At 68.7% G+C, this 23,440-nt stretch carries 20 protein-coding genes; 14 read left to right on the top strand and 6 right to left on the bottom strand.

The features are described 5' to 3' along the window. The first annotated feature begins 60 nt into the window (after positions 1–60). From E3T22_RS16470 to E3T22_RS16425, 10 genes are all read left to right on the top strand, one after another. Positions 61–510 (top strand): MarR family winged helix-turn-helix transcriptional regulator, encoded by a 450-nt coding sequence (locus E3T22_RS16470; protein WP_198414929.1) that lies wholly within the window; start codon positions 61–63, stop codon positions 508–510. A gap of 73 nt (positions 511–583) precedes the next feature. Further along, positions 584–2,065 (top strand): NAD-dependent succinate-semialdehyde dehydrogenase, encoded by a 1,482-nt coding sequence (locus tag E3T22_RS16465; protein WP_134409437.1) that lies wholly within the window; start codon positions 584–586, stop codon positions 2,063–2,065. Positions 2,066–2,173: 108 nt separating this feature from the next. Further along, on the top strand, positions 2,174–2,971 hold the full coding sequence (locus E3T22_RS16460) for an RNA methyltransferase (protein WP_134481213.1): 798 nt from the start codon (positions 2,174–2,176) through the stop codon (positions 2,969–2,971). A 158-nt stretch (positions 2,972–3,129) separates the two neighbouring features. Further along, positions 3,130–4,398 carry an ammonium transporter gene (locus E3T22_RS16455; protein ID WP_088455208.1) on the top strand — a complete coding sequence of 423 codons (1,269 nt, stop codon included), beginning with the start codon at positions 3,130–3,132 and terminating at the stop codon, positions 4,396–4,398. Positions 4,399–4,509: 111 nt separating this feature from the next. Next, on the top strand, positions 4,510–5,127 hold the full coding sequence (locus E3T22_RS16450; RefSeq protein ID WP_134481214.1) for a hypothetical protein: 618 nt from the start codon (positions 4,510–4,512) through the stop codon (positions 5,125–5,127). Between the two features lie 9 nt (positions 5,128–5,136). After that, complete coding sequence (locus tag E3T22_RS16445; protein WP_134481215.1) at positions 5,137–6,393, top strand: thiolase family protein; 1,257 nt, start codon at positions 5,137–5,139, stop codon at positions 6,391–6,393. Then, a complete protein-coding gene (locus E3T22_RS16440; RefSeq protein ID WP_134481216.1) occupies positions 6,393–7,205 on the top strand; it encodes an SDR family NAD(P)-dependent oxidoreductase in 813 nt (270 codons plus the stop codon). The genes E3T22_RS16445 and E3T22_RS16440 overlap by 1 nt, the downstream gene beginning before the upstream one ends. A gap of 215 nt (positions 7,206–7,420) precedes the next feature. Next, complete coding sequence (locus E3T22_RS16435) at positions 7,421–8,392, top strand: nucleoside hydrolase (RefSeq protein WP_198414931.1); 972 nt, start codon at positions 7,421–7,423, stop codon at positions 8,390–8,392. Between the two features lie 159 nt (positions 8,393–8,551). Further along, positions 8,552–9,886, top strand: a complete 1,335-nt coding sequence (locus E3T22_RS16430; protein ID WP_134481217.1) for an APC family permease — start codon at positions 8,552–8,554, stop codon at positions 9,884–9,886. A 63-nt stretch (positions 9,887–9,949) separates the two neighbouring features. Then, positions 9,950–10,792, top strand: a complete 843-nt coding sequence (locus E3T22_RS16425; protein WP_088455214.1) for an alpha/beta hydrolase — start codon at positions 9,950–9,952, stop codon at positions 10,790–10,792. Positions 10,793–10,842: 50 nt separating this feature from the next. On the opposite strand, the gene E3T22_RS16420 is transcribed toward E3T22_RS16425, so the two are convergent. The 6 genes from E3T22_RS16420 to E3T22_RS16395 form a co-directional block, all read right to left on the bottom strand. Next, the gene (locus tag E3T22_RS16420; RefSeq protein ID WP_134481218.1) at positions 10,843–11,157 is read right to left on the bottom strand and encodes a transcriptional regulator; all 315 of its coding nucleotides are present in this window, start codon (positions 11,155–11,157) and stop codon (positions 10,843–10,845) included. Then, a complete protein-coding gene (locus tag E3T22_RS16415) occupies positions 11,157–11,924 on the bottom strand; it encodes a hypothetical protein (protein WP_134481219.1) in 768 nt (255 codons plus the stop codon). Before E3T22_RS16415 ends, E3T22_RS16420 begins: the two co-directional genes overlap by 1 nt. A 221-nt stretch (positions 11,925–12,145) precedes the next feature. Beyond that, positions 12,146–13,243 carry an AI-2E family transporter gene (locus tag E3T22_RS16410; protein ID WP_134481220.1) on the bottom strand — a complete coding sequence of 366 codons (1,098 nt, stop codon included), beginning with the start codon at positions 13,241–13,243 and terminating at the stop codon, positions 12,146–12,148. Positions 13,244–13,282: 39 nt separating this feature from the next. Beyond that, positions 13,283–13,750, bottom strand: a complete 468-nt coding sequence (locus E3T22_RS16405; protein WP_088455218.1) for a GNAT family N-acetyltransferase — start codon at positions 13,748–13,750, stop codon at positions 13,283–13,285. Between the two features lie 10 nt (positions 13,751–13,760). Beyond that, on the bottom strand, positions 13,761–15,998 hold the full coding sequence (locus E3T22_RS16400; protein WP_166789307.1) for a bifunctional diguanylate cyclase/phosphodiesterase: 2,238 nt from the start codon (positions 15,996–15,998) through the stop codon (positions 13,761–13,763). 183 nt (positions 15,999–16,181) lie between these two features. Beyond that, positions 16,182–17,624: a helix-turn-helix domain-containing protein gene (locus E3T22_RS16395; protein WP_103459312.1), complete on the bottom strand. Its 1,443-nt coding sequence runs from the start codon at positions 17,622–17,624 to the stop codon at positions 16,182–16,184. 148 nt (positions 17,625–17,772) lie between these two features. Between E3T22_RS16395 and E3T22_RS16390 the strand changes: the two genes are divergently transcribed. The 4 genes from E3T22_RS16390 to E3T22_RS16375 all read left to right on the top strand — a co-directional run bounded on the left by E3T22_RS16390 (position 17,773) and on the right by E3T22_RS16375 (position 23,437). After that, on the top strand, positions 17,773–19,659 hold the full coding sequence (locus tag E3T22_RS16390; RefSeq protein ID WP_134481221.1) for a phosphoenolpyruvate carboxykinase (GTP): 1,887 nt from the start codon (positions 17,773–17,775) through the stop codon (positions 19,657–19,659). Between the two features lie 131 nt (positions 19,660–19,790). Then, on the top strand, positions 19,791–20,990 hold the full coding sequence (locus E3T22_RS16385) for an ROK family protein (protein WP_134409446.1): 1,200 nt from the start codon (positions 19,791–19,793) through the stop codon (positions 20,988–20,990). A 131-nt stretch (positions 20,991–21,121) separates the two neighbouring features. Beyond that, entirely contained in the window at positions 21,122–22,483 is a 1,362-nt protein-coding gene (locus E3T22_RS16380; RefSeq protein ID WP_134481222.1) for an extracellular solute-binding protein, read from the top strand. A gap of 3 nt (positions 22,484–22,486) precedes the next feature. Continuing rightward, positions 22,487–23,437 (top strand): carbohydrate ABC transporter permease, encoded by a 951-nt coding sequence (locus E3T22_RS16375; RefSeq protein ID WP_134481223.1) that lies wholly within the window; start codon positions 22,487–22,489, stop codon positions 23,435–23,437. The last annotated feature ends 3 nt before the right edge of the window (positions 23,438–23,440 follow it).

Raw genomic sequence — 23,440 nt, 5'->3', positions numbered from 1 at the left:
CACAAGTATGTGCATAACAGCATGGATATGCAAACACGCATGTAAGGCTAGACTCGGGGTGTGGATCCGAACAAAACCCCAGACGCTCTCCTCGATGACGTCGGTGCCGCGTTCTCGCGCCTGCGCCGCCGCACGAATCAAGCGCTGACCGACCACGGTATGACCAAGCGCGACCTCACCCGCAACCTCATCATCAACGTGGTCGACGAAGCAGACGGGGAGATGACTGTCGGTGCCGTCGCCGACCAGCTGAACGTGGATCCGTCGGTCGCGAGCCGCATGGTCACCGACTGCATTGATTCCGGCTACCTCCAGCGCGCCGCATCCGCTGCCGACGGGCGCCGGACCGTGCTGAGACTGGCGCCGGCAGGTGTCGAGCTCCGCGATCGTTTCAGCCGCCTGCAACGCGAGACCTTCGAACAGATCACCTCGGCCTGGACCGACGCCGATCGTCTCGAGTTCGCGCGGCTCCTGACCCGGTACGCCGACGACAGTGGTCGGCACGCCTGACAATCGCCGTCGATTCGGGGTCCGGCCGGGGCACCCGAGTAGATTGAGGTCGACGACTTCACAGGAGGCATTTGTGGCGCACGTAACCGAAGCAGAACTACTCCAGCACGTTCCCAACGAGCTGTTCATCAACGGGCAGTGGGTGCCCGCCGCCGACGGGAACACCCTTTCCGTGCACGATCCGTCCACGGGCAAGGTGATCAAGACCATCGCCGACGCCGGCGTCGCCGACGGTCTGGCCGCCCTCGACGCCGCCGTCGAAGCCCAGGAGGCCTGGGCCGCCACCCCGCCGCGGGTGCGCGGCGAGGTGCTGCGCCGCAGCTTCGAACTGCTGCAGGAACGCAAGCACGAGTTCGCGCTGCTGATGACCTTGGAGATGGGCAAGCCCCTCGCCGAGGCCTACGGAGAGGTCGGCTACGGCGGCGAGTTCCTGCGCTGGTTCAGCGAGGAAGCCGTGCGCATCACCGGCCGCTACGGCACCAACCCCGAGGGCACCGGGCGCATGATCGTGTCGCAGCACCCGGTCGGACCCAGTTTCCTGATCACCCCGTGGAACTTCCCGCTGGCTATGGCGACCCGCAAGATCGCGCCAGCGCTCGCGGCCGGCTGCACCGTCGTGATCAAGCCCGCCGAGCTCACCCCGCTCACCACGCTGTACCTGGTCAAGCTGTTCGAGGAGGTGGGCCTGCCCGCCGGTGTGGTGAACGTGCTCACCACCTCTACGTCGGCGGCCGTGTCCGCGCCCATCATCGCCGACCCCAGATTGCGGAAGCTGAGCTTCACCGGCTCCACGGGCGTCGGCCAGAAGCTCATCCAGCAGTCCGCGCAGAACGTTCTGCGCACCTCGATGGAGCTCGGCGGCAACGCCCCGTTCCTGGTCTTCGAGGACGCCGACATGGACCGCGCCGTCGAGGGCGCCCTGGCCGCGAAGTTCCGCAACGTGGGCCAGGCCTGCACCGCCGCCAACCGGTTCATCGTGCAGGCATCCGTCGCCGACGAGTTCGCCCGCCGGGTCACCGAGGCCGTCACCGACTTCACCGTGGGCCGCGGCACCGAGACCGGCGTCAAGATCGGCCCGCTGATCAACGCGGATGCCGTGGCCAAGGCCGACACCCTCGTGCAGGACGCCCTCGGCCGCGGCGCGACCCTACTCACCGGCGGGCGCGCCCTGGACCGGGCCGGCACCTTCTATGAGCCCACCGTGATCAGCGGGGTGAAGCCGGGCAGCGCCATCCTGCGCGAAGAGATCTTCGGACCGGTGCTCTCGATCGTGCCCTTCGACGACGAAGACGATGCCGTGCGCATCGCCAACGACACCGAATTCGGGTTGGTCAGCTACGTGTACACCCAGGATCTCGCCCGCGGGCAGCGCATGATCGAGCGGCTGCAGACGGGCATGATGGGGCTGAACATGGGCGTGGTCTCCAACGCGGCCGCCCCGTTCGGCGGGGTCAAGCAGTCCGGCCTCGGCCGGGAGGGCGGTTCAGAGGGCATCCACGAGTACCTCTCCACCAAATACACCCTCACCCCCGACCCCTTCGCCGACTACGACTAGACAAGATCTCGCGAAAGCGGTCACACGGTCACCTCAGCGGGCTGACGCAACCAGGTGACCGCTTTCGCGCACGGTTTAGGGAGGGGTGGGCGTCGGTAGGCTTTTGGGGTGCCGATAATCGAGATTCATGAGCTGAGCGACCCACGGTTGGCCGACTACACCCAGTCCACGGATGTGGCGCTGAAGAAGGCGCGCGGCACCGAGCACGGCCTGTACATCGCCGAGTCCGCGCTGGTGCTCGAGCGGGCGCTGCGGGCGGGGCACCGGCCGCGGTCGGTGCTCACCCTGGCGAACACCCTCGACGAGGCCCGGGCTCTCGTCGGCGACGACGTGCCGGTGTTCGTGGGCGCGGGGGAGCTGCTCACGGAGCTCACCGGTTACGTGCTGCACCGTGGCCTGATCGCCGCGATGCACCGGCCCGCGCTGCCGGACCCGGCGGCGCTGCTGTCGGAGGCCCGGCGCATCCTGATTCTGGAGAACGTCACCGACCCCACCAACGTCGGCGCCATCTTCCGCTCCGCCGGCGCGATCGGCGCCGACGCGATCCTGGTCACCCCGCGCTGCTCCGACCCGTTCTACCGTCGGGCCATCCGGGTGTCGATGGGTACCGTGCTGCAGGTGCCGTGGACCCGGGTGGGTGACTGGCCCAGCACCCGGCGGCTGCTCACCGAGCACGGCTTCCGCGTCGCCGCCCTGGCGCTCACCCCGGATGCGGTGAGCCTGCGCGACTTCCACGGCGACCAGCACGCCAGGCTGGCGTTGCTGCTCGGCGCCGAGGGGGAGGGGCTCACCGACGAGGCGCTCGCCGCGGCGGACGCCGTGGTGCAGATCCCGATGAAACACGGCATCGACTCCCTTAACGTGGCGGCGGCCAGCGCCGTCGCGATGTGGGCACTTTCCAGCTGACTCTCGCCGACCTCTGAGCCTCACGTCATCTGTTGTTTACACAGGGGCGCTCTCTGCAACGTGTTCGAAACAGAGCTTTGCCGAGGGTGTAACACAGCCCTGTCAGGGTATGTCTTACCCGACGCGAGCCGCTGCGTCCGTGCAGAGAGGTTTTTCCAATGGATCAAGGCAATACAGCTTTCTTGCTGATTTCCGCAGCGTTCGTCCTGCTCATGACCCCAGGACTCGCGTTCTTCTACGGGGGGCTGGTCAAGGCCAAGAGCGTCATCAGCATGATGATGATGAGCTTCGGTGCCCTCGGGCTGATCGGCGTGCTCTGGGTCATCTACGGCTACGCGATCGCGTTCCCGGCATCCGAAGGCACCGTCGCGCCGTGGGCGATCGACTGGTCCAACATCGGCCTGACCGCCGCGCTGGAAACCCCTGAGGGCGCGATGTACCCGCCGCTGGCCTTCGTCGCGTTCCAGGCCACCTTCGCCATCATCACGGTCGCGCTGATCTCCGGCGCCATCGCCGACCGCGCCAAGTTCGGTTCCTGGATGATCTTCGCCGCGATCTGGGCGACGGTCGTCTACTTCCCGGTCGCCAGCTGGGTCTTCAACTTCGGCCTGGCCGAGGACGGCAGCTTCTCCTACGGCGGCTGGATCACCCACGGCCTGCAGTCGGTCTTCGGCCTCGGCGCGATCGACTTCGCCGGTGGTACCGCGGTGCACATCAACGCCGGCGCCGCAGCCCTCGCCCTCGCCCTGGTGCTCGGCAAGCGGGTCGGCTTCCAGAAGGGCGTGCACGTTCCGCACAACCCGCCCTTCGTGCTCCTCGGCGCCGGTCTGCTCTGGTTCGGGTGGTTCGGTTTCAACGCCGGTTCCGAGCTGGCCGCCGACGGAACCGCGGCCCTCGCGTTCGTCAACACCATCGCTGCACCCTCTGCCGCCCTGCTCGCCTGGCTCGTGGTCGAAAAGATCCGCGACGGCAAGCCCACGTCGGTCGGTGCCGCATCCGGCGCCGTCGCCGGACTCGTCGCAATCACCCCGGCCTGTGCCTCCCTGCAGCCGATCTGGGCCATTGTGCTCGGTGTCCTCGCCGGTGCGGTTTGCGCGATCGCTGTGGACCTCAAGTTCAAGCTGGGCTTCGATGACTCGCTCGACGTCGTGGGCATCCACCTCGTCGGCGGCCTGATCGGCACGCTCTACCTCGGCTTCTTCGCCAACGGCACCGGCCTGTTCTTGGGCGGCGACGGCACCCAGCTGCTCGTCCAGGCCATCGCGGCCTTCTCCGTTCTCGCCTACTCGTTCGTCCTCGCCTTCGGCATCGCCTTCGCGATCGAGAAGACGATCGGCTTCCGCGTGAAGAACGAAGACGAGATCGCCGGCATCGACTCCGTGATGCACGGTGAAGAGGGCTACGTCCTCGTCGACAGCAAGGCCTGAGCAACCGGTCCTTCGTAACACCGAGATGTGCTGGATGGTTGAAATGCGAACCATCCAGCACATCTTTGTGTCGGCACCCGGCGGGCCGGGCCGGCCCGACCGTGACGACCGATGAGCATCCCGGCAGAAGAGGATGACGGCGTGGAGGCGGACCAGTCTCCGCCCCGCGTCATCCGGTTCGCCGACCTGCCCCGCCAGCCCCTGGACCAGGGGAGGGGCAGCGCCCGCGAGATCTGGGCCGATCTTGACCACGACCTGACGCTGCGCTGGCAGCTCCGCGTGGTCGAGATCAAAGACTCCGCCGGCCTGCTGGTCGGACCCATTGGCACCCACCACTATGTGGTCGGCCTCGCCGGCCCGCAGGTTGCGGTGCGCAATAGCGAATCGAACCGGGTCCTGCGCCGCGCGCACGTCATGCCGGTGCGCTCCGCCACGGTGTGTTTCGAACGGCCCAAACTCAGGCCGCCAGGGGCGAGTTCCCTCGTCGTCCTGACCTTCGCCGTCGCCGCCGAACCGCCGGAGTTCAGCATCCGCACGCTAACGCCCCAGGCCGAACTGCCTGCCGGGGCGCAGTTGCTGCTCGCGTTGCGCGGCACCGTGCGGGTGAACGGGGCCGAGGCCGCGCCCGGGTCGGCGCTGCTGCTGGATGCGACCCGGAGCCATCGTGCGCAGGGCGTGTCTGCGCACGTGCTCACCGTGCATCGGCCGGGATCTCACCAGGACCCATAGGCTGGAGCCATGAGCAATGATGCTGTCATCGTCGATGTTGTCCGCACCCCGTCCGGCCGGGGTAAGCCCGGCGGTGCGCTCTCCGGGGTGCACCCGGCCGACCTGCTCGCCGGGGTGCTGAAGGACCTGGTCAACCGCAATAACCTTGACCCGGCCCTGGTCGATGACGTGATCGGCGGATGCCTCACCCAGGTGGGTGAGCAGAGCACCAACATCACCCGCACCGCGCTGCTCAGCGCCGGGTTTCCCGAATCGGTGCCCGGCACCACCATCGACCGGCAGTGCGGCTCCAGCCAGCAGGCCGCCACCTTCGCCGCGCAGGGTGTGCTCGCCGGCAGCTATGACATCGTCATCGCCTGCGGGGTCGAATCGATGAGCCGCATCCCGCTGGGTTCCGCGGGCGGACCCACCCCGGCCGGCGGCTCCGACGCGGCCGGCCGCTCCGAGGGCTGGGGCTCGCCCGCATCCGCGATCATCAGCCAGGACCCGCACGGCCGCCTGATGCACGCCCGCTACCCGCAGGGCCTGGTCGGTCAGGGCGTCTCCGCCGAGCTGATCAGCGCCAAATGGGGTCTCACCCGCACCGAACTCGACACGTACGCCGCCCGCTCACACCGGCTCGCCGCCGAGGCCGCCGCGCGAGGCGACTTCGATGCGACGCTGCTGCCGGTCACCCTGCCCGACGGCCGCCAGGTCATCGGCGACGAGACCATCCGGCGGCGCAGCACCGTCGAGACCCTCGCCGAGCTGCCGCTGGCATTCCGCACCGACGAGCTCGCCGCCCGGTTCCCCGAGGTGGACTGGCAGATCACCGCCGGCAACTCCTCGCCCCTCACCGACGGCGCCTCCGCCGCCCTGATCATGAGCGCCAGCCGCGCCGCCGCGCTCGGCCTCACCCCCCGGGCTCGGTTCCACAGCTTCGCGGTCACCGGCAGTGACCCGCTGCTGATGCTCACCGGCGTGATCCCCGCCACCCGGCGCATCCTGGCCCGCACCGGCCTCGGCATCGACGACCTCGACGCCTACGAGGTCAACGAAGCCTTCGCCTGCGTGCCGCTGGTCTGGCAGCGCGAACTGCGCGCCGACCTCGAGAAGCTCAACGCCAGCGGCGGCGCGATCGCCCTCGGTCACGCTTTGGGGTCCTCGGGCACCCGGCTGCTGGGCACCCTGCTCGCCACCCTCGAGTCCGGCGGCGGTCGCTACGGCCTGCAGACCATGTGCGAGGGCGGCGGCATGGCCAACGCCACCATCATCGAACGACTCTGATGCGCATAAACGGATGCTCCGCACTCGTCACCGGCGCCGCCTCCGGCCTCGGACTGGCCACCGCGCGGGCCCTGCACGAGGCCGGCGCGCACGTCGTGCTGTTCGACCTCGCGAGTTCGGCGGGCCCAGAGCGGGCGGCCGAGCTGGCTGCGGCGCCAGGTTCTGCACCGCGGTCGCCGATATTCCTGCCGGGGGATGTCACCGTGGAGACCGATGTGCAGGCCGCGGTCGAGGCCGCCGGAGCCGTGGCCCCACTGCGGATCGTGGTCAACTGTGCAGGCATCGCGCCCGCGGCGCGCACCGTCGGCCGGCAGGGCCCGATGGCCTTGGCCGACTTCGAACGGGTGCTGCGGGTGAACCTCCTCGGCACTTTCAACATGGTGCGCCTGGCTGCCGCGGCCATGCAGGCCACCGAGCCGGTGGACGCTGTGGGAGCAACCGCGGCGGGTGGAACCCCGGAGCGGGGCGTCATCGTGAATACGGCATCCGTCGCCGCGTTCGACGGCCAGATCGGTCAGGCGGCCTATGCCGCATCGAAGGGCGGGGTCTCGGCGATGACCTTGCCGTTGGCTCGGGAGTTCGCGCGCTCGCTCATCCGGGTCGTGACCATCGCGCCCGGACTGTTCGACACCCCGTTACTGCAGGGCCTGCCCGCCGAAGCCCGGGCGTCGCTCGGCGCCCAGGTGCCGCATCCGGCCCGGCTCGGCGACCCCGCCGAGTACGCCGCCCTGGTGCGCCACATCGTGGAGAACCCGATGCTCAACGGCGAGACCATCCGCCTGGACGGCGGCATCCGGATGGCGCCGCAGTAGCCGCACCGGTTCTCGTGGCACGCCGTTGTCCCGGCGGCACGACGCGAGTGCGGTGGCACGTGGCATTTCCGGTGGCAGGTGTTCTCCCACCTGCCGCGATCCCCAACACGTGCCGCGGGATCGACCCCGTGCCGCGACCCCGAACACGTGCCGCGAGCCGCACCGCCGCGACCACTACACTCGTCAGAAAAACCCCCTCAGGGAAGGTGCCGGCGTTGACCTCATTCGAGACCGAGCTGCGCCGGGTCGTGCAACCGCGCGCCCGAGTGATCATCGACAACGACTTCTCCGGCGATCCCGACGGCCTGGTGCAGCTGGCCCACCACGTCCTGTCGCCCTCCGTGGAGATCCGCGCGATCATCGGGTCGCACCTCAGGCCCGGCGACCCGTTCGACCCGTCCGAGCAGACCGCCGACAACGCCGCAGAGGCCGCCCGCACCGTGCTCGAGCTGCTCGGCCGCGCCGGCACGATCCCCGTGCTGGCCGGGTCCAACCTGGGCATGACCGACCCGCTCTCGCCGGTTCGCTCCGCGGCTACGGATGCGATCATCGCCGAGGCCATGCGCACCGACACCGATCTGCCGCTGTTCGTGGCCTGCGGGGCCGGGCTCACCGAGATCGCCAGCGCGTACCTGTTCGAGCCGCGCATCGCGACCCGGCTCACCCTGGTCTGGATCGGCGGGCCGGAGCACGACGGCCTGGCCGTGCCGCCGCCCGGAACGCACGGCCCGGAATACAACCTGGCCATCGACATCTCCGCCGCCCGGGTGATCTTCGACTCGTTCATGCCGATCTGGCAGGTGCCCCGGGATGCGTACCGGCAGGCGCTTTTCTCCTGGGCCGAGCTGCTCACGGATGTTCGACCGCACGGCGCCATCGGATCGCACCTCTACGACGCCCTCGCGGGGGTTGCCGCGATAGTCGGCGCCGACGGCCCGCCGCTCGGCGAGACGTACATCCTGGGCGACAGCCCGCTCGTGCTGCTGACTGCGCTGCAGTCCTCGTTCGCGGCGGACCCCTCGTCGAGTGCGTACGTCACCCGCACGGTGCCGCGCATCCGCGCCGACGGGTCGTACGACTTCATCCCGCGGCAGGGTCCCCGGCCGATGCGGGTGTACACCCGGCTCGACCTGCGGCTGTTGTTCTCCGACTTCACCGCCAAGCTCGCCGCCCACGCCGCGGGCTGACGGACCCGCGTCGCCGCCAACTGTTCCCCGTGCGGACAATTGTGGCCGGCACACCGGCCACAATTGTCCGGTGCGGTAACAGTTGCCCGCAAAGCTGGGTCGATTTCGTTCGGTCTTTTCGGTAGCCACGGGATGGGCGGCGCGGGTTAAAGTATCGGAATGACACAGCAAAACGCCAGCACCGACCCGCGAGAAGGCGCAACCCAGCCGGCACTCAAGCGCAACATCTCCGGCAAGATGTTGTACCTGTTCATCCTGGGCGATGTGCTGGGGGCGGGCATCTACGCGCTGGTGGGCCAGATCTCCGGCGAGGTCGGCGGCGTGACCTGGGTGCCGATGCTCGTCGCCCTGGGCCTCGCCCTGCTCACCGCGGCGTCCTATGCCGAGCTCGTCACGAAGTACCCCCGGGCGGGAGGCTCCGCAGTGTTCGCGGAACGCGCCTACAAGAAGCCGCTCATCGCGTTCCTCGTCGGCTTCTGCATGCTCGCGGCCGGCGTGGTCAGCGCCGCCGGCCTCGCTCTCGCGTTCGCGGGAGACTACCTCGGCACGTTCATCGACATTCCGCCGGTGCTCGGCGCGGTGCTCTTCCTCGCCGCCGCCGGGTTGCTCAACGCCCGGGGCATCAAGGAATCGGTGCGGGCGAACCTGGTGATGACAGTCATCGAGACCACCGGCCTGGTGCTCGTCGTCGTCGCGGTCGCCGTGATGTTCTCCGGCGGCGGGGGAGACCTCAGCCGGGCGGTCACCTTCGAATCCACCGCGAACCCGGTGATTGCGGTCTTCGGTGCCGCGCTGCTGGCGTACTACTCCTTTGTGGGGTTTGAGACCAGCGCCAACGTGATCGAAGAGGTCAAGAACCCATCGCGGGTGTACCCGAAGGCGTTGTTCGGCGCGTTGGCGACGGCCGGCATCCTGTACCTGCTGGTGGGCACGGCGGCATCGGTGGCCGTGCCGGCCGCCGACCTGAAGGAATCCACCGGTCCGCTGCTCACCGTCATCCAGGCAACGGGCGTGGGCATCCCGGCCTGGCTGTTCAGCCTGATCGCGTTGGTGGCGGTTGCGAATGGTGCGCTGCTCACCATGATCATGTCCAGCCGACTGGCCTACGGGATGGGTGTGCAGGGCCTACTGCCGTCGGTGTTCGCCAAGGTGCTGCCGGGCCGGGGCACACCGTGGGTGGCGATCGTGGTCACCACGGCCCTCGCGATGGTGCTCACCGCCACCGGGAGTATCGCGACGCTGGCAGAGACCGTGGTGTTGCTGTTGCTGCTGGTGTTCCTCAGCGCGAACATCGCCGTTCTTGTCCTCCGCCGGGAGAAGGTCGAACACGAGCACTTCCGGGCCTGGAGCGTGCTGCCAATTCTGGGCGCGCTTTCCTGCCTCATTCTGCTCACGCAGCAGAGCGGTGAAGTCTGGCTGCGCAGCGGCATCATCGTCGCGGTCGGCTGCCTGCTCTACGCCGCAACGAAGCTCGGCCGCCGCGCCCGGTCCTGACCCCGCGGGTCGCGAGCGTGTCGAGTGGCCGCCGGTACGGCAGCAGCTGGGAGGATCAGAGCCATGGATTCCCTGACGATTACCGGCCCGTACGGTGCCATCCCGATTCGTGTCTATCGCGCCGCCGCCGGGTCGGAACAGAGCCCGGCACTGGTCTGGGCGCACGGGGGTGGCTTCGCGTGGGGCGACCTGGAGATGCCCGAGGCGCACTGGGTGTCCCAACAGCTCGCGGCGCGCGGCATCACCGTGATCAGCGTCGGATATCGGCTGGCACCGGTGTCGGCGGCCCTGACTGACAGCGAACCGGCCCGCGACGGGGTGCTCTTTCCGGTGGCGTCCGAGGAGGTCGCCGCGGCCTTCTGCTGGGCCGCCGATCAGGCGACCGCGTACGGCATCGACGCCGACCGGCTGTCGTTGGGCGGGGCGAGTGCGGGAGGCGCCCTCGCCGCGGGGGTGGCGCTGCGGCTGCGGGACGCCGGCGGCGCACAGCCGGCGTCGCTGCTGCTGGCCTACCCGCTCGTGCACAGCGTCCTGCCGGAACCCAGCAACGAACTCGCGCAGAAGATCGCGGTGCTGCCCGCTGACGCACGGTTCGAGCCCGACGATGTGCGGGCGATGAACCTCAACTACGTGGGCGACCCAGCCGGGCTCGACAATCCCTATGCGTTCCCCGGCGGTCACGATCTGGCCGGCCTGCCGCCCACGCTCGTCCTGAATTCCGAGCACGACAGCCTGCGCGCGTCGGGGCAGGCCTTTGCGGCGGAACTCGCGCTGGCTGGCGTCGATGTCACGGTCTGCCAAGAGCCGGGAACCCGGCACGGCCACCTGAACGAGCCGGAGAACCCGGGCGCCCAGTCCAGCCTCCGGCGCATGACTGCCTGGCTCGAGGGCTCGTCGGGGTCATAGTCCGTCCGGCACTGGCCGTGCCGCGGCACCCCCGCTCGGCGCTCGCGAGATCAGGGCACCGGCCGCAGCCCGGCGGCGATGGCCTGCAGTGCGTCGACGTGGGTGCGCATGGCCGCGATCCCGTCGGACGTGGCGGTGATCCAGGTGCGCGGCCGGTTACCCACGTAGCCCTTGCGCACGGCGAGGTAGCCCGCCGTCCCGAGCGTGCTGATGGCCTTGCTCAGCGCCGAATCATCGGTCTCGAGCAGGTCGCGCAGGGTGCCGAAGTCAATCTCGACATCCGGCCGGAGCGCCGCCATCACCGAGAAACGCAGCGGCGTGAGCAGCGCGTCATCGAGGTTGTGGCGGGGGTGGAGTGCCGCCATCAGACCGCCCAGATGGGTGCGGGCCGGAACGCCGCGACCACGAGCGGGGCCGCGATGAGAATACCTCCGACGGTGCTGACGAGGCCGAGGTCCCAGGTGGTGCGGGACAGCACCACGGACAGGCCCAGCATCAACAGGTAGGTGCAGCCGAAGGCGGCCCATTGGGTGCGGCCCCAGTCTTCCGTGAGCCGGTCCAGGCCCACGCGGGTGGTGCGGGTGGCGAGTATGGCGAGAAAGAACGCGGCAGCCGTGACGATGCCGGCGACACCGAATGGGGTTCCGGTCAACATGCCGATCGCGCCCAGCCACAGACCCAGGATGACCGTGACGGCGCGGTCGGTCGGGCTCAGGAGGCCCGATAGAGCGGGCTCTGGGCGATGAACTCCGGCCAGCCTGGCCTGCTGCGCTGAGCGAATCGCCAGAACGACCACCGGTACCGCGGTAAAGGCCACAATCATCAGCGCGACGGGCCACTGCACCGTGGGCGCCAGGAACGCCAGGTAGAGGAGGGCGAGGAACGGGAGAACGCTGGCCATCGAATAGCCGAAGCGGCGTCGCTTCGACCCGGGCCGCCGCGGCCGACGCTGGCTCTGCGTGAGTCCGTCGGTCAGGGTGCCGGCAGCGAGGAACCCCGCGAGCACCAGGAACCCCACGTTGAGCCCGTCGCCGGCGGTGTGCACGACTCCAGGAATGAGGCCCGCGCCGTCGAAACCGCCGAGGCCGGAGAGTGCGAAGGCCAGCGAATACGCCAGAACGGCCACGGCCATCCAGGCGTCGACGATTGCCTAGGTGCGGGCATCGATGGCCTCACGAACCCGGTCGCCGACCGCGTCACTGGCCTGCAGGAGCTTCGCCGCCGCAGCCGCGCCTGGCTGTGCGCTGTCACTCGTGTGCTGGTTGCTCATGATGTCCCCCCCCCCGACTACCGCGACGGCCCTGCCGCACTGTCAATGTAGCATTCACTTGCCAGTTAGCAAGTGGATGTTACTCAGCTGAGCGCCTTGGCGGGGATGACCACTTCCTTGAGGACCAGCAGAATGCCGGCCGCGACGGGGATGGCGACGAGCGCCCCGGGCAGGCCGGCGAGCGTGCCGCCGGCGAGGGCGGCGATGAGCACGATGGAGCCGGGAACATTGACCGCCTTGCTCATAACCCTCGGGGTGAGAATGTACGCCTCGATCTGCATATAGATGAGCATGGCGATCAGCACGACAAGCGCCGCGGTCGGCGAAACGAACAGCGTGAGGATCGTCATGAACGCCGTCGTCAACACCGTGCCGATCAGGGGGATCAGGGTGATGAAAAACGCGGAGACCGAGATGACCAGCGCGAACGGGTTGCCGACCAGGGTCAACAGGATGAGGCTGAAGGTGCCGTTGAGGAACGCCAACACCACCATGCCGCTGAGGTACCGGCCGATGTTCTGCATGATTCGCTCGGCCAGCCCCACCACCCGTTCGCGGTGCGACGCGGAGACCAGGGTGTAGATCGCCGCTTTGGAGGAGTCCAGCGTGGCTGTGAAGTAGATGGTCAGGATGAAGATGAACGTTGCCGTCGAGATCGCACTGATCACCGCGACGCCGACTTGCAGGAGACCGCCGCCGATCCCGGTCCAGGTGGCCGGGTTCGTGAGGAAGTCGACCACGCCGGAGTAGATATTCGTGAGCAGTCCGCCGCTGCCCGACGACGCCTGCTGGAACCAGTCTTCGGCGCGCAGATCGGCCAGCATCGCCGGCAGGCCGTTCACGAAGGCGACGGCCTGGCCGATGACGAGCGGCAGGACCAGCGAGAGCATGCCGACGATGACCAGCACAAAAAGCAGGTTCACAGTGAGGATCGCACCTCCGCGCTTCATGCCGCGACGTTCGAACCACCGCACCAACGGATCCAGGCCAAGGGTGATGAACGCGGCAGCGAACACCGAGAAGACCACGGTCCCGATGCCGGCGACGGCGGCGGCGATTACCAGAGCCGCCAGCACGCCGAGAGTGGCGACGAAGGCCCATCGAAATGGATGGTTGGCGAAGGCGTTCGCACCGGTTCCGAGGCGTTCGCGGAGCCGGTCCTTCCGTTGCAGTGTGGTCACGGCGTCAACCTACTCCCGTGCCCGGGCACCGGTCGGCGTTCAGCCGCCGGCGAGATCGAGACGCATGAAGGTGCTGTGCGGGTCGAGAACGTAGTCCGCGAACGGGGCGCACTCGGTGAAGCCGTGCCGGTCGTAGAGCCGCCTGGCCGGCGCGAAAAAGTCCTGGCTGCCGGTCTCGAGGTAGAGCCGCTCGTACCGGCGGTGCCGGGCCGCGTTCACGATCTCGCCGAGGAGGGCCGCGGCGATGCCCCGTCCGCGCGCGGCCGGGGCGGTGCGCATCGACTTGATCTCACCCTCGGTGGGGGTCAGCTGTTTCAGGGCCCCGCAGCCGAGAAGGACGCCGTCCTCCCGGGCCGTCCAGAACGAGACCTCCGGCGCCGACAGTGCCGAGTGGTCCAGGGCGTGCACGCTCTCGGCCGGTGAGGTGGCGAACATGTCGGCCAGGTGCTCGTCCAGCAACAGCAGCACGTCCGTCCGGGTCGGGGTCTCACGCGCAATCTGAATCATGGCCAATAACCTACCGGCCCCCACGAGGGGTGAACAGCGTGGCCGTGAGGCCGGTCACAACGGCCACCTCGCGGCTGGCAAGCCAGGCATCCAGTTCGGCTACCGGCACGGGCGGGGAAATGAAGAAGCCCTGCGCGACGTCGCACCCGTGGCCGGCGAGGTCTGCGTAGGCGACGCTGCTCTCGACACCTTCGGCCACCATCCGCAGGCCGAGGCTGTGCGCCAGATCGATGGTCGAGGCCACGAGCGCGGCCGCGCGCGGATCGTCGGCCATCGGCATCACGAAGGACTTGTCCAGCTTCAGCTCGTCGATGGGCAGATCACGGAGATACGCCAGGGAGCTGTAGCCGGTGCCGAAATCGTCCACGGCGATCCGCACCCCGAGGTCACGCAGCCGGGTGAGGATGGCGTGTGCCCGTTCCCGGTCTCCCATCAGGAAGTCTTCGGTGATCTCGAGCACCAGAACTGAGGGAACCAGCCCGCGCGCGGCGACCATGTCAGCGATCCGATCGGGCAGTTCAACGTCGACGAGTGAGCTTGCCGAGAGATTGACCGCCACAGACAGCGTGCGCCCTTGCTCCTGCCAGCGAGCAGTCTGATCCAGGGCCTTCTCGAACACGATCTGCGTCATCGCCGGCATCAGCCCGGCCTCCTCGACGAGTGCGAGGAAGGCATCCGGATAGAGCAGCCCGCGCACCGGGTGATCCCAGCGCACGAGGGCCTCAACGCCCCGGACGGTGCCGTCAGCGAGATCGACCTTGGGCTGGTAGTGGAGCAGCAGCTGGTCTTCGAGCAGCGCCGTGCGCAGCTCCGCCAGGGTGCGTAACCGCTCGTCGCCCTGGCCGTCGTCGTCGCGGTAGACGTGGTGCCCGCCCCGCGTGGACTTCGCCCGGTACATGGCCATGTCGGCCTTGCGCAGCAGAAGGGTGAGGTCCTGGCCCTGCTCGGGGTGGAGGGCAATTCCGATGCTGGCGTGGGCCTGCAGGGTGATGCCGGCCAGGGTGAACGGTTCGGCCAGTGCCGTGCGCAGCTTCACGGCGACGCTCTCGGCCGCGGCGACATCGCATCCGTCGAGGTGGATGGCGAATTCGTCCCCACCCAGTCGGGCCAGCAGATCGGCCTCGCGCAGCTGCGCCGACAGTCGCCCGGCCACCACCCGGAGCAGACCGTCGCCAACGTCGTGTCCGAGGCTGTCGTTGACCTCCTTGAATTTGTCGAGATCAAGCAGCAGGAGCGCACTGCGGCGTTGCCGATCGGCGGCCAGCCGAGCGGGCACCTCGGCGTACAGTGCGCGCCGGTTGGGCAGGCCGGTGAGCTCGTCCGTCATGGCTTGGCGGTGCATGTCCGCGAGCCGGATCCGCTGCCTGAACACCAGGGGAACCGCGGCCAGCACCAGGGTCAGGCTGGCGAGCGCCACCGCGAGCGGCGGGACCTCCACCTCGCTTGCCAGGATCAGGACACCCAGCCCGGTGGCCGTGGCCAACGCCGGCACGGCCTGCGCGGGAATCGACCACGCCGGGACGGGTCGCGTCCTGTCGGCGCGGGCGGATACGTCGATCCAGCACGCGATAAAGGCGAGGCCGATTGCCCAGCCCATGTCGAGTGGGGTGCCCACGACGTACAGGTCGGTGAGTTCCAGCAGGGCGTAGGTGACGTCGGTGGCGGCAAACGTCATCAGGCCCAACACGAGCAGGATCCATCGGGGACCCGCGTTCCGCCCCTGGGAGGCCCCGACCCCGACGAAGACGGCCACGAGCAGCAGGTCGGCCAGGGGATACGACACCGCGACCGCAGTGGCCAGCGAGGCCGGTCTGTCTGCGACGGGGCCCAGGATGGGATTCAGCAGCACCGCCAGCACGGCTGCCGCGGCGACGCTGCCCAGGGCGCCGTCCAGCGCAACGGACCAGGCCATGTCCCGCGCTTTCCGGCGCACCAACACCACCAGCGCAGCCATCATCAGGGGGCAGAAGGCCAGGAACCCGATGTCGGCGAGCGACGGGTACGGCAGCGTCACGCCGAAGCCTGCCGAGAGCACAAAATAGATGTTCCCGACCGCCCAGGAGGTCACCGCTGCCGCAGCGAGCACCAGCTCCAGCTGGCCGAACCGGGTGCGGTGGAGGGCCCGCACGCAGACGAAGATGGGAACCACCATTGCGAGCAGCCCCAGCCACCCGTCGACGAGCGGGCTGAACTCGGTGTCACGTCGGAGCAGGATGGCGACGGAGAACGTCGCCAGCAGGAGCGCCATGATCCAGATCGGCCACGAGGCGAACCGCCCACCTGACCGTGTCTGTTCACCCTGCGCCGCAGATGTAGTCGCCGCCATCGCCGCCCCCAGACTTCGTCTACTCACGTTAGCCGTCACATGGTGCTTCCAGGGACACTCTCGCCAAACCCGACGACGATGGGGGCATCCGGGGCGCGCCGGGCGCTATTGGTCGGCGTGCTCCTCGAGGAACCTGTACACCTCGGTGTCGTCGACGCCGGGGAAGGTACCGCTGGGCAGCGGCGAGAGCACGTGCGCGTGCAGCCGGGCGCTCGGCCAGGCCTGGCCGTCCCAGCGGGCGGCGACCGCGCCCGACGGGCGCCGGCAACAGGACTCGTCGGGGCAGCGGGACACCGCCCGCTGCGTGGTCTCCCGGCCGCGGAACCACTTGGCCTGCGCGAACGGGGCGCCGACGCTGATCGAGAACTCGCCATCCGAGGTGCTGCCGGTCTGGGTGGCGCACCAGAAGGTGCCGGCCGGGGTGTCGGTGTACTGGTAGAACTCGGTGGTGCGGTTGGTGTGCGTGAACGCGCTGCGGGCGCTCCACTGCTTGCAGACCAGCTGGCCTTCGATCGACCCGGTCACGTCCGCGGGCAACGGCAGGCCGTCGTTCTCGTAGCCCTTCTGCAGCGCGCCGTCGCCGGTGACCCGCAGGAAGTGCACGGTCATGTCCAGGTGGGTGGTGGCCAGGTTGGTCAGCCGCAGCGCCGCAGCCTCGTGGGTGACTCCGAACGCGTCGCGCAGGTCTTCCACCGAGAGCACCCGCTCCCGCTTGGCGTTCTGCAGGAACGTGCGAGTGGCCTCCAACGGCATCAGGCAGCAGGCGGCGAAGTAGTTGATCTCCAATCGCTGCCAGAGAAATTCGGCGTAGCTGGCCGGGCGCTCGTGACCGAGCAGCCGGTGCCCCATCGCCTGCAGCGCCATCGACCGCAGCCCGTGCCCGCCCGGGATCGACGCCGGCGGCAGGTAGATGCGGTGGTTGGCCAGGTCGGTCACCGACCGGGTGGAGTGCGGCAGGTCGTTCACGTAAATCAGGGTGAAGCCCAGCTGCTCGGCCATCACGCTGACCTCGCGGTGGGTGAGCGCGCCGGAGACGTGCCCGGAGGCGCGCACGCGCTCCTCGGCGAGTTTTTCGATGTCGGGCATGTAGTTGCCGCGTTCCCGCATCCGTTCGCGCAGTTCGGTGTTGGCCCGGCGGGCCTCCTCCGGGGTGGCGATGGCCTCACTGGCCCGACGGGCGAGCTCGCGGTGCAGGCCCACGAGAGACTCGATCGCCGGCAGCGGCATGCCCTTGGTCACCTTCACCTGGGGCAGGCCGAGCGCACCGTAGAGCGGGTTCTTCTGCGCCCGGGCCAGCTCGATCTCCAGGGCCGCCCGGGTGTTGGGCGCCTCACCGCTGAGCAGGTCGGCCAGCGGCACCCCGAGGGCCTGCGCTAACTGCTGCAGGACGGACAGCTTGGGCTCGCGCCGGCCGTTCTCGATCAGGGAGAGCTGACTGGCCGCCAGACCTACCTGCTCACCGAGCTGGTCCAGGGTGAGCGCGCGCTCGCTCCGAAAGTGACGGATGCGATGACCCAGGGTGACGAGGTCGGAGGCCGGCGTTGGCATTCCTTAAGCATACGTAAAGAACCGTGGTTCTTAACGACTGTTTTCCGGTTCCTGACCCCGATTCGGTCGCATTCTTAATGCACAGGACGAAATTAGCGCTCCTGCCCCACTCTTCCCGCCCCGTCCGAATCCTGAGGAAGGCCAGACCATGACCGTCACCCACCCCGTGCGCAGCGACATCCGCGCCCACACCTTACACGCGACCCAGACCTCGGCCGTCACCGTCCCCGGTGTACCCACGGGTACCACCGACCCCGCCCTGCGGGCCTGGGTCGACGAGATTGCCCGCCTCACCCGGCCCGACGCCATCGTCTGGTGCACCGGCACCGCGCAGGAGGCCGACGGCCTGTCCAAACAGCTCGTCGACGAGGGCAAGCTCATCAGGCTCAACCCGGAGTGGCGGCCGAACAGCTTCCTCGCCCGCACCAGCCCGACCGACGTGGCCCGGGTGGAGGACCGCACCTTCATCTGCTCCACCGACCCCGATGACGCCGGCCCCACCAACAACTGGGCGGAACCGAAGGCTATGCGCGCCGAACTGAACGGCGTCTTCGCCGGCAGCATGCGCGGCCGCACGATGTACGTCGTGCCGTTCTCGATGGGACCGCTCGGCGGCCCCATCTCGCAACTCGGCGTGGAGATCACCGACTCGCCCTACGTGGTGCTGCACATGGGCATCATGACGCGGATGGGCGCTGCCGTGCTGCGCCTGATCGAGGCGGGCGCCCCGTGGGTGCACACCGTGCACAGCGTAGGCTTCCCGCTCGTCGACGGTGCCGGCATCCGCCGGGCCGACGTCACCTGGCCCAGCAACGACACCAAGTACATCGTGCAGTTCCCCGAGGACCGCGAGGTCTGGTCGTTCGGCTCCGGCTACGGCGGCAACGCCCTGCTGTCGAAGAAGTCGTTCGCGCTGCGGATCGCGTCGGTGATGGCCCGTGATGAGGGCTGGCTGGCCGAGCACATGCTGCTGATCAAGGTCACCTCACCCGAGGGCGGCACCTACCATGTGGCCGCCGCGTTCCCCTCGGCCTGCGGCAAGACCAACCTGTCGATGCTCAAGCCCACCGTTCCGGGCTGGACCGTGGAGACCATCGGCGACGACATCGCGTGGCTGCGCCCCGGCGACGACGGCCGGCTCTGGGCGATCAACCCCGAGGCCGGGTTCTTCGGCGTGGCCCCCGGCACCGGTGAGACCACCAACCCCACCGCCGTGCAGACGGTGTGGGGCAACACCATCTTCACCAACGTCGCCCTCCGCGACGACGGCGACGTGTGGTGGGAGGGCCTGACCGACACCCCGCCCGCGCACCTCACCGACTGGGAGGGCAACTCCTGGATTCCCGACAGCGGCCGGCCGGCCGCGCACCCCAACTCCCGATTCACCGTGCCGGCGGCGCAGTGCCCGTCGATCGCCGACAGCTGGGAATCCAGTGGGGGAGTGCCCATCGACGCCATCCTGTTCGGCGGCCGGCGCGCCACCAACGTGCCGCTGGTCGCGGAGGCCCGCAGCTGGAAGCACGGCGTGTTCATGGGCGCCACCATCTCCTCGGAGAAGACCGCCGCCGCCGAAGGCACCGTGGGAGAGCTGCGCCGAGACCCCTTCGCAATGCTGCCGTTCTGCGGCTACAACATGGCCGACTACTGGGCGCACTGGCTGCGGGTCGGCCGCGGACTGGGCGTCAAGGCGCCCGCGATCTTCCAGGTCAACTGGTTCCGCAAGGGCGAGGACGGCAGCTTCCTCTGGCCCGGCTTCGGCGAGAACTCCCGGGTGCTCGAGTGGATCATCCGCCGGGTCGAGGGCAGCGTCGACGCCGTCGATACCCCGATCGGGCGGATGCCGGAGCCCGGCGCCATCAACGTCGACGGCCTCGACGTGACACCGGATGCCCTCGAGCAGCTGTTCCGCATCGACCCGGCCTCCTGGCTGGCCGAGTGCGACCTCACCGAGGAGTTCTTCGGCCGATTCGGCGGCCGAGTGCCGGCCGCGCTGCGGTCCGAGCTCGCCAGCCTGCGCTACCACCTCGCCACGTAGGCGCGGCGGCTCTGCGCTCATTGTGCGCCGGGTGACCGAATAGGATTCAGTCATCCCGAGGTAAGCAATGAGGTGAATCCGTGGTTCCAAATGGCGATCTGCGGGCGCGGCGTGGCACGAATCTGCCCCGGATGGGCGACTTCAATGCCGCCGTCGTGCTCGACGCGATCCGCCGCTCGGTCAACGGCCTCAGCCGGGTGGAGCTCGGGCACTCCACCGGGCTGTCCGCGCAGACCGTCTCAAACATCTGTCGTCGGCTGATCGACCGGGACATGGTGCTCGAAGCCGGCAAGGCCAGCAGCGGTCCCGGCAAGCCGCGCACGATCCTGAAGCTGAACCCCGGCGGCGTATACGCCGTAGGCGTGCATCTGGACCCGGCGGTGATGACCTTCGCCATCCTCGACCTCACCGGCGCCGTCGTGCACCGATCCCGCAGCGCCACGCCCGCGGCCAGCGACCCGGACCACGTCGTCCGTCACATCGCGGAGGAGATCGAACGGCTGATCCGCGAGGCCGGGGTGGACCGCGCGAAGATCGCCGGGCTCGGCGTCGCGACGCCGGGGCCGATCGATCCCGAGCGCGGAACGGTCGTCGATCCGCCACACCTGCTCGGATGGCACCTGGTGCCGCTCCGCGATGCCCTCGCGCAGGCGACCGGCTTCGAGGTGATCGTAGACAAGGACGTCACCGCAGCCGCCGTGGCCGAGATGTGGGCGGGCGGGCCCAGCGGGGTCGGCAGCTTCGTGTTCTTCTACCTCGGCACCGGCATTGGGGCGGGTTTGGTGCTGCGGGACGAGGTCGTGCGCGGCAGCTCGCACAATTCCGGAGAAATCGGCCACATCATTGTCGATCCGGACGGTCCGCCGTGCGGCTGTGGGCTTCGGGGCTGTGTCGCGGTCACCTGCACCCCGCAGAGCCTGGTGCGGGCGGCCGTGCGGCTCGGCGTGCTGACCGCCTCGAAGCCGAACGCGGATGCCCGAGAGACCGATGTGCAGTTCTCGGCCCTGTGCGAGCTTGCCGAGGGCGGGTCGGATGCGGCGTTGGCCGTCCTGGAGCAGTCCGCCGGCCGGGTCGCGAAAGCGGTGTCGGTGCTCACGAACCTGCTCGACGTCGACCGGGTGGTGTTCGGCGGGCCGTACTGGTCGCGGCTGAGCCGGGTGTACCTGCGCCGGATACCCGGCCTGTTGGACGAGCTGACGGTCGCCAGGAGCATCCACCGAATCGAGGTGGCGGGCACGGGAGTCGGCGAGGACGTCGGCGCTGTCGGCGCCGCCTGCCTGGTGCTGGACCACACGCTCGCACCGCGTGCGGCCCGTCTGATCCTCGGTTAGTCACAGCTCGGTAAAGGTGCCGTCAGGCTCTTGTGCGAGTTTATCCATTCGATTTAGTATTTCCGTATGCCACCTGCCGGTAACTGGGCCGGTCAGCGTTTGGGGGGCACGAGCTGGAGCAAAGGAGCACCATGCATCGCAACGCAAAACTCGCCCTGTCCGTGTTGGCGGCAACCTCGATGGTTGCGCTGGCGGGCTGTACGGCTGCCGGAGGCGACGCCGACGGCGACAGCCAATCACTGAAGATCGTGTACCAGAAGACCGATTCCTTCACGGCTCTGGACGAGCTGTTCACTAAGATCAAGCCGGAGTTCGAGGCCGCGAACCCCGGGGTCACCGTCGAACTCGAGCCGATCCAGGCCAACGACGACGATTACTCCACCAAGCTCGCGCTCTCGCAGAAGTCCGCCGAGACCGCACCCGACGTGTTCTACGAGGACACCTTCCGGCTGCGCTCCGACATCGACGCGGGCTACCTGCTCAACATCGACGACCAGCTCGCCGACTGGGACGAGTGGGCGCAGTTCAACGAGGGAGCCAAGGCCGCCGGGATGGGGGATGACGGCAGCGTTTACGCCGTCCCGCTGGGCACCGACACCCGGGGCATCTGGTACAGCAAACCGGTCTTCGCCGCCGCCGGCATCGAGCTGCCGTGGCAGCCGGAAACCTGGGACGACATCCTGACGGCCGCCCGCGCCATCCAGGACACCCAGCCCGACGTGGTGCCGTTCAACATGTACGCAGGTAAGGGCACCGGCGAGGGCACCGTGATGCAGAGCTTCTACGAGTTGCTCTACGGCACCGGAGACACCCTCTACAACGAGGACGACCAGAAATGGGTGGTCGAATCCCAGGGGTTCAAGGACTCCCTCGAGTTCCTGGAGACCCTCTACGTGGAGAAGCTCGCCCTCGATCCGTCCGAGGCGCTTGACCCGAACGTGTGGAAGAAGGTCTTCGGCGAGTTGTTCCCGCAGGGCAAGCTCGGCGGCACCGTCGAAGGTTCCTACACCCCGTCGTTCTGGCAGACCGGCGGCTCCTACGAGTGGCCGGCGTACACCGAGGACATGGCCGTCGCGACGTTCCCCACCCAGAACGGTGAGGAACCCGGAGGTGTGAGCATGTCGGGTGGCTGGACCCTCGCGGTGGGGGCGAAGACCGCGAACGCGGACCTCGCGTTCGATTTCCTCGCCCTGGCCGTCAGCCAGGAGAACGCCCTCTGGTACGCGATCAACAATTCCCAGATTGCCGTGCGCACGGATGTCGCCAGCGAACCGACCTACCTCGCCGCGAACCCGTTCGTGGCCGACGTGACCGAGCTGGTGGACGTGACCCACTACCGCCCGGCAACGAGCGACTACTCCAAGATCTCCGCCGAAGTGCAGGCGGCCACCGAGGCCGTCATCACCGGGCAGATGAGCGTGGATGAAGCGGCGGCCGCGTACGACACCGCCGTGGAGGGCATCGTGGGCGCCGACAAGGTCACCACGAAGTAGTCCATGTCAGCCGACACCGTTTCCCACTCTCCCGGTGAGACCGTGACCGGGTCGGGACCCTCGGGTCCCGGCCCGCGCCGGCGGCCACGGGGACGCACCCTGACCCGGGTGCTGCCCCTGGCGCCGGCCGTCGTGCTCCTCGCGATCTTCCTGCTCGGGCCGGTCATCTGGTCGTTCTACGGGTCCTTCACCGACGCGGCCCTCACCGGCGCGAGCGCACAGGACCCGCAGTGGGTGGGCCTGGACAACTACCTCACCCTGTTCACGGACCCGGTCTTCCCGCTGTCGCTGTGGCTGACCTTCGTGTTCGTGGTCGCCTCCGCCATCGTCGGCCAGAACTTCCTCGGGCTGGGCATCGCCCTGCTGATGAACCGGGCAAGCAAGGTGGTCAGCGCCGTGGTCGGCACGGCCGTCGTCGCGGCCTGGGTGCTGCCCGAGATCGTCGCCGCCTTCGTCGCCTACGCCTACTTCAGCGAGGACGGCACCCTGAACCAGGTGCTCGCCGCGGCGGGGATGAGCGGACCGAACTGGCTGTACAGCTTTCCCATGCTCTCGATCATCCTGGCCAACGCCTGGCGGGGCACCGCGTTCTCGATGATGGTCTACCGGGCGGCGTTGAACGATGTGCCGGTAGAGGTGACGGAGGCCGCCATGATTGACGGCGCCGACGGCATCAAGCGCCTCACCTGGATCACCATCCCGATGATCAAGAACAGCATCGCCACCAACCTGATGCTGATCACCCTACAGACGCTGTCGGTGTTCACCCTGATCTGGGTGATGACCGCGGGCGGACCCGGAAACGAGAGCACCACCCTGCCGATCATGGCGTTCCAGGAGGCATTCAAGTTCGGTGACATCGGCTACGGCACCGCCATCGCGACGGTCATGCTGCTCATCGGTGCCGCTTTCTCGCTTGTCTACATTCGGGCGCTTCGCCCAGAAAAGGTCTGAGCC

It is taken from the genome of Cryobacterium sp. TMB3-10, from assembly GCF_004402305.1.
GTDB lineage: Bacteria > Actinomycetota > Actinomycetes > Actinomycetales > Microbacteriaceae > Cryobacterium > Cryobacterium zongtaii.
The sequence above is the reverse complement of the archived record's forward strand: the minus strand, read 5'-3'. Positions and strand labels throughout refer to the sequence as shown.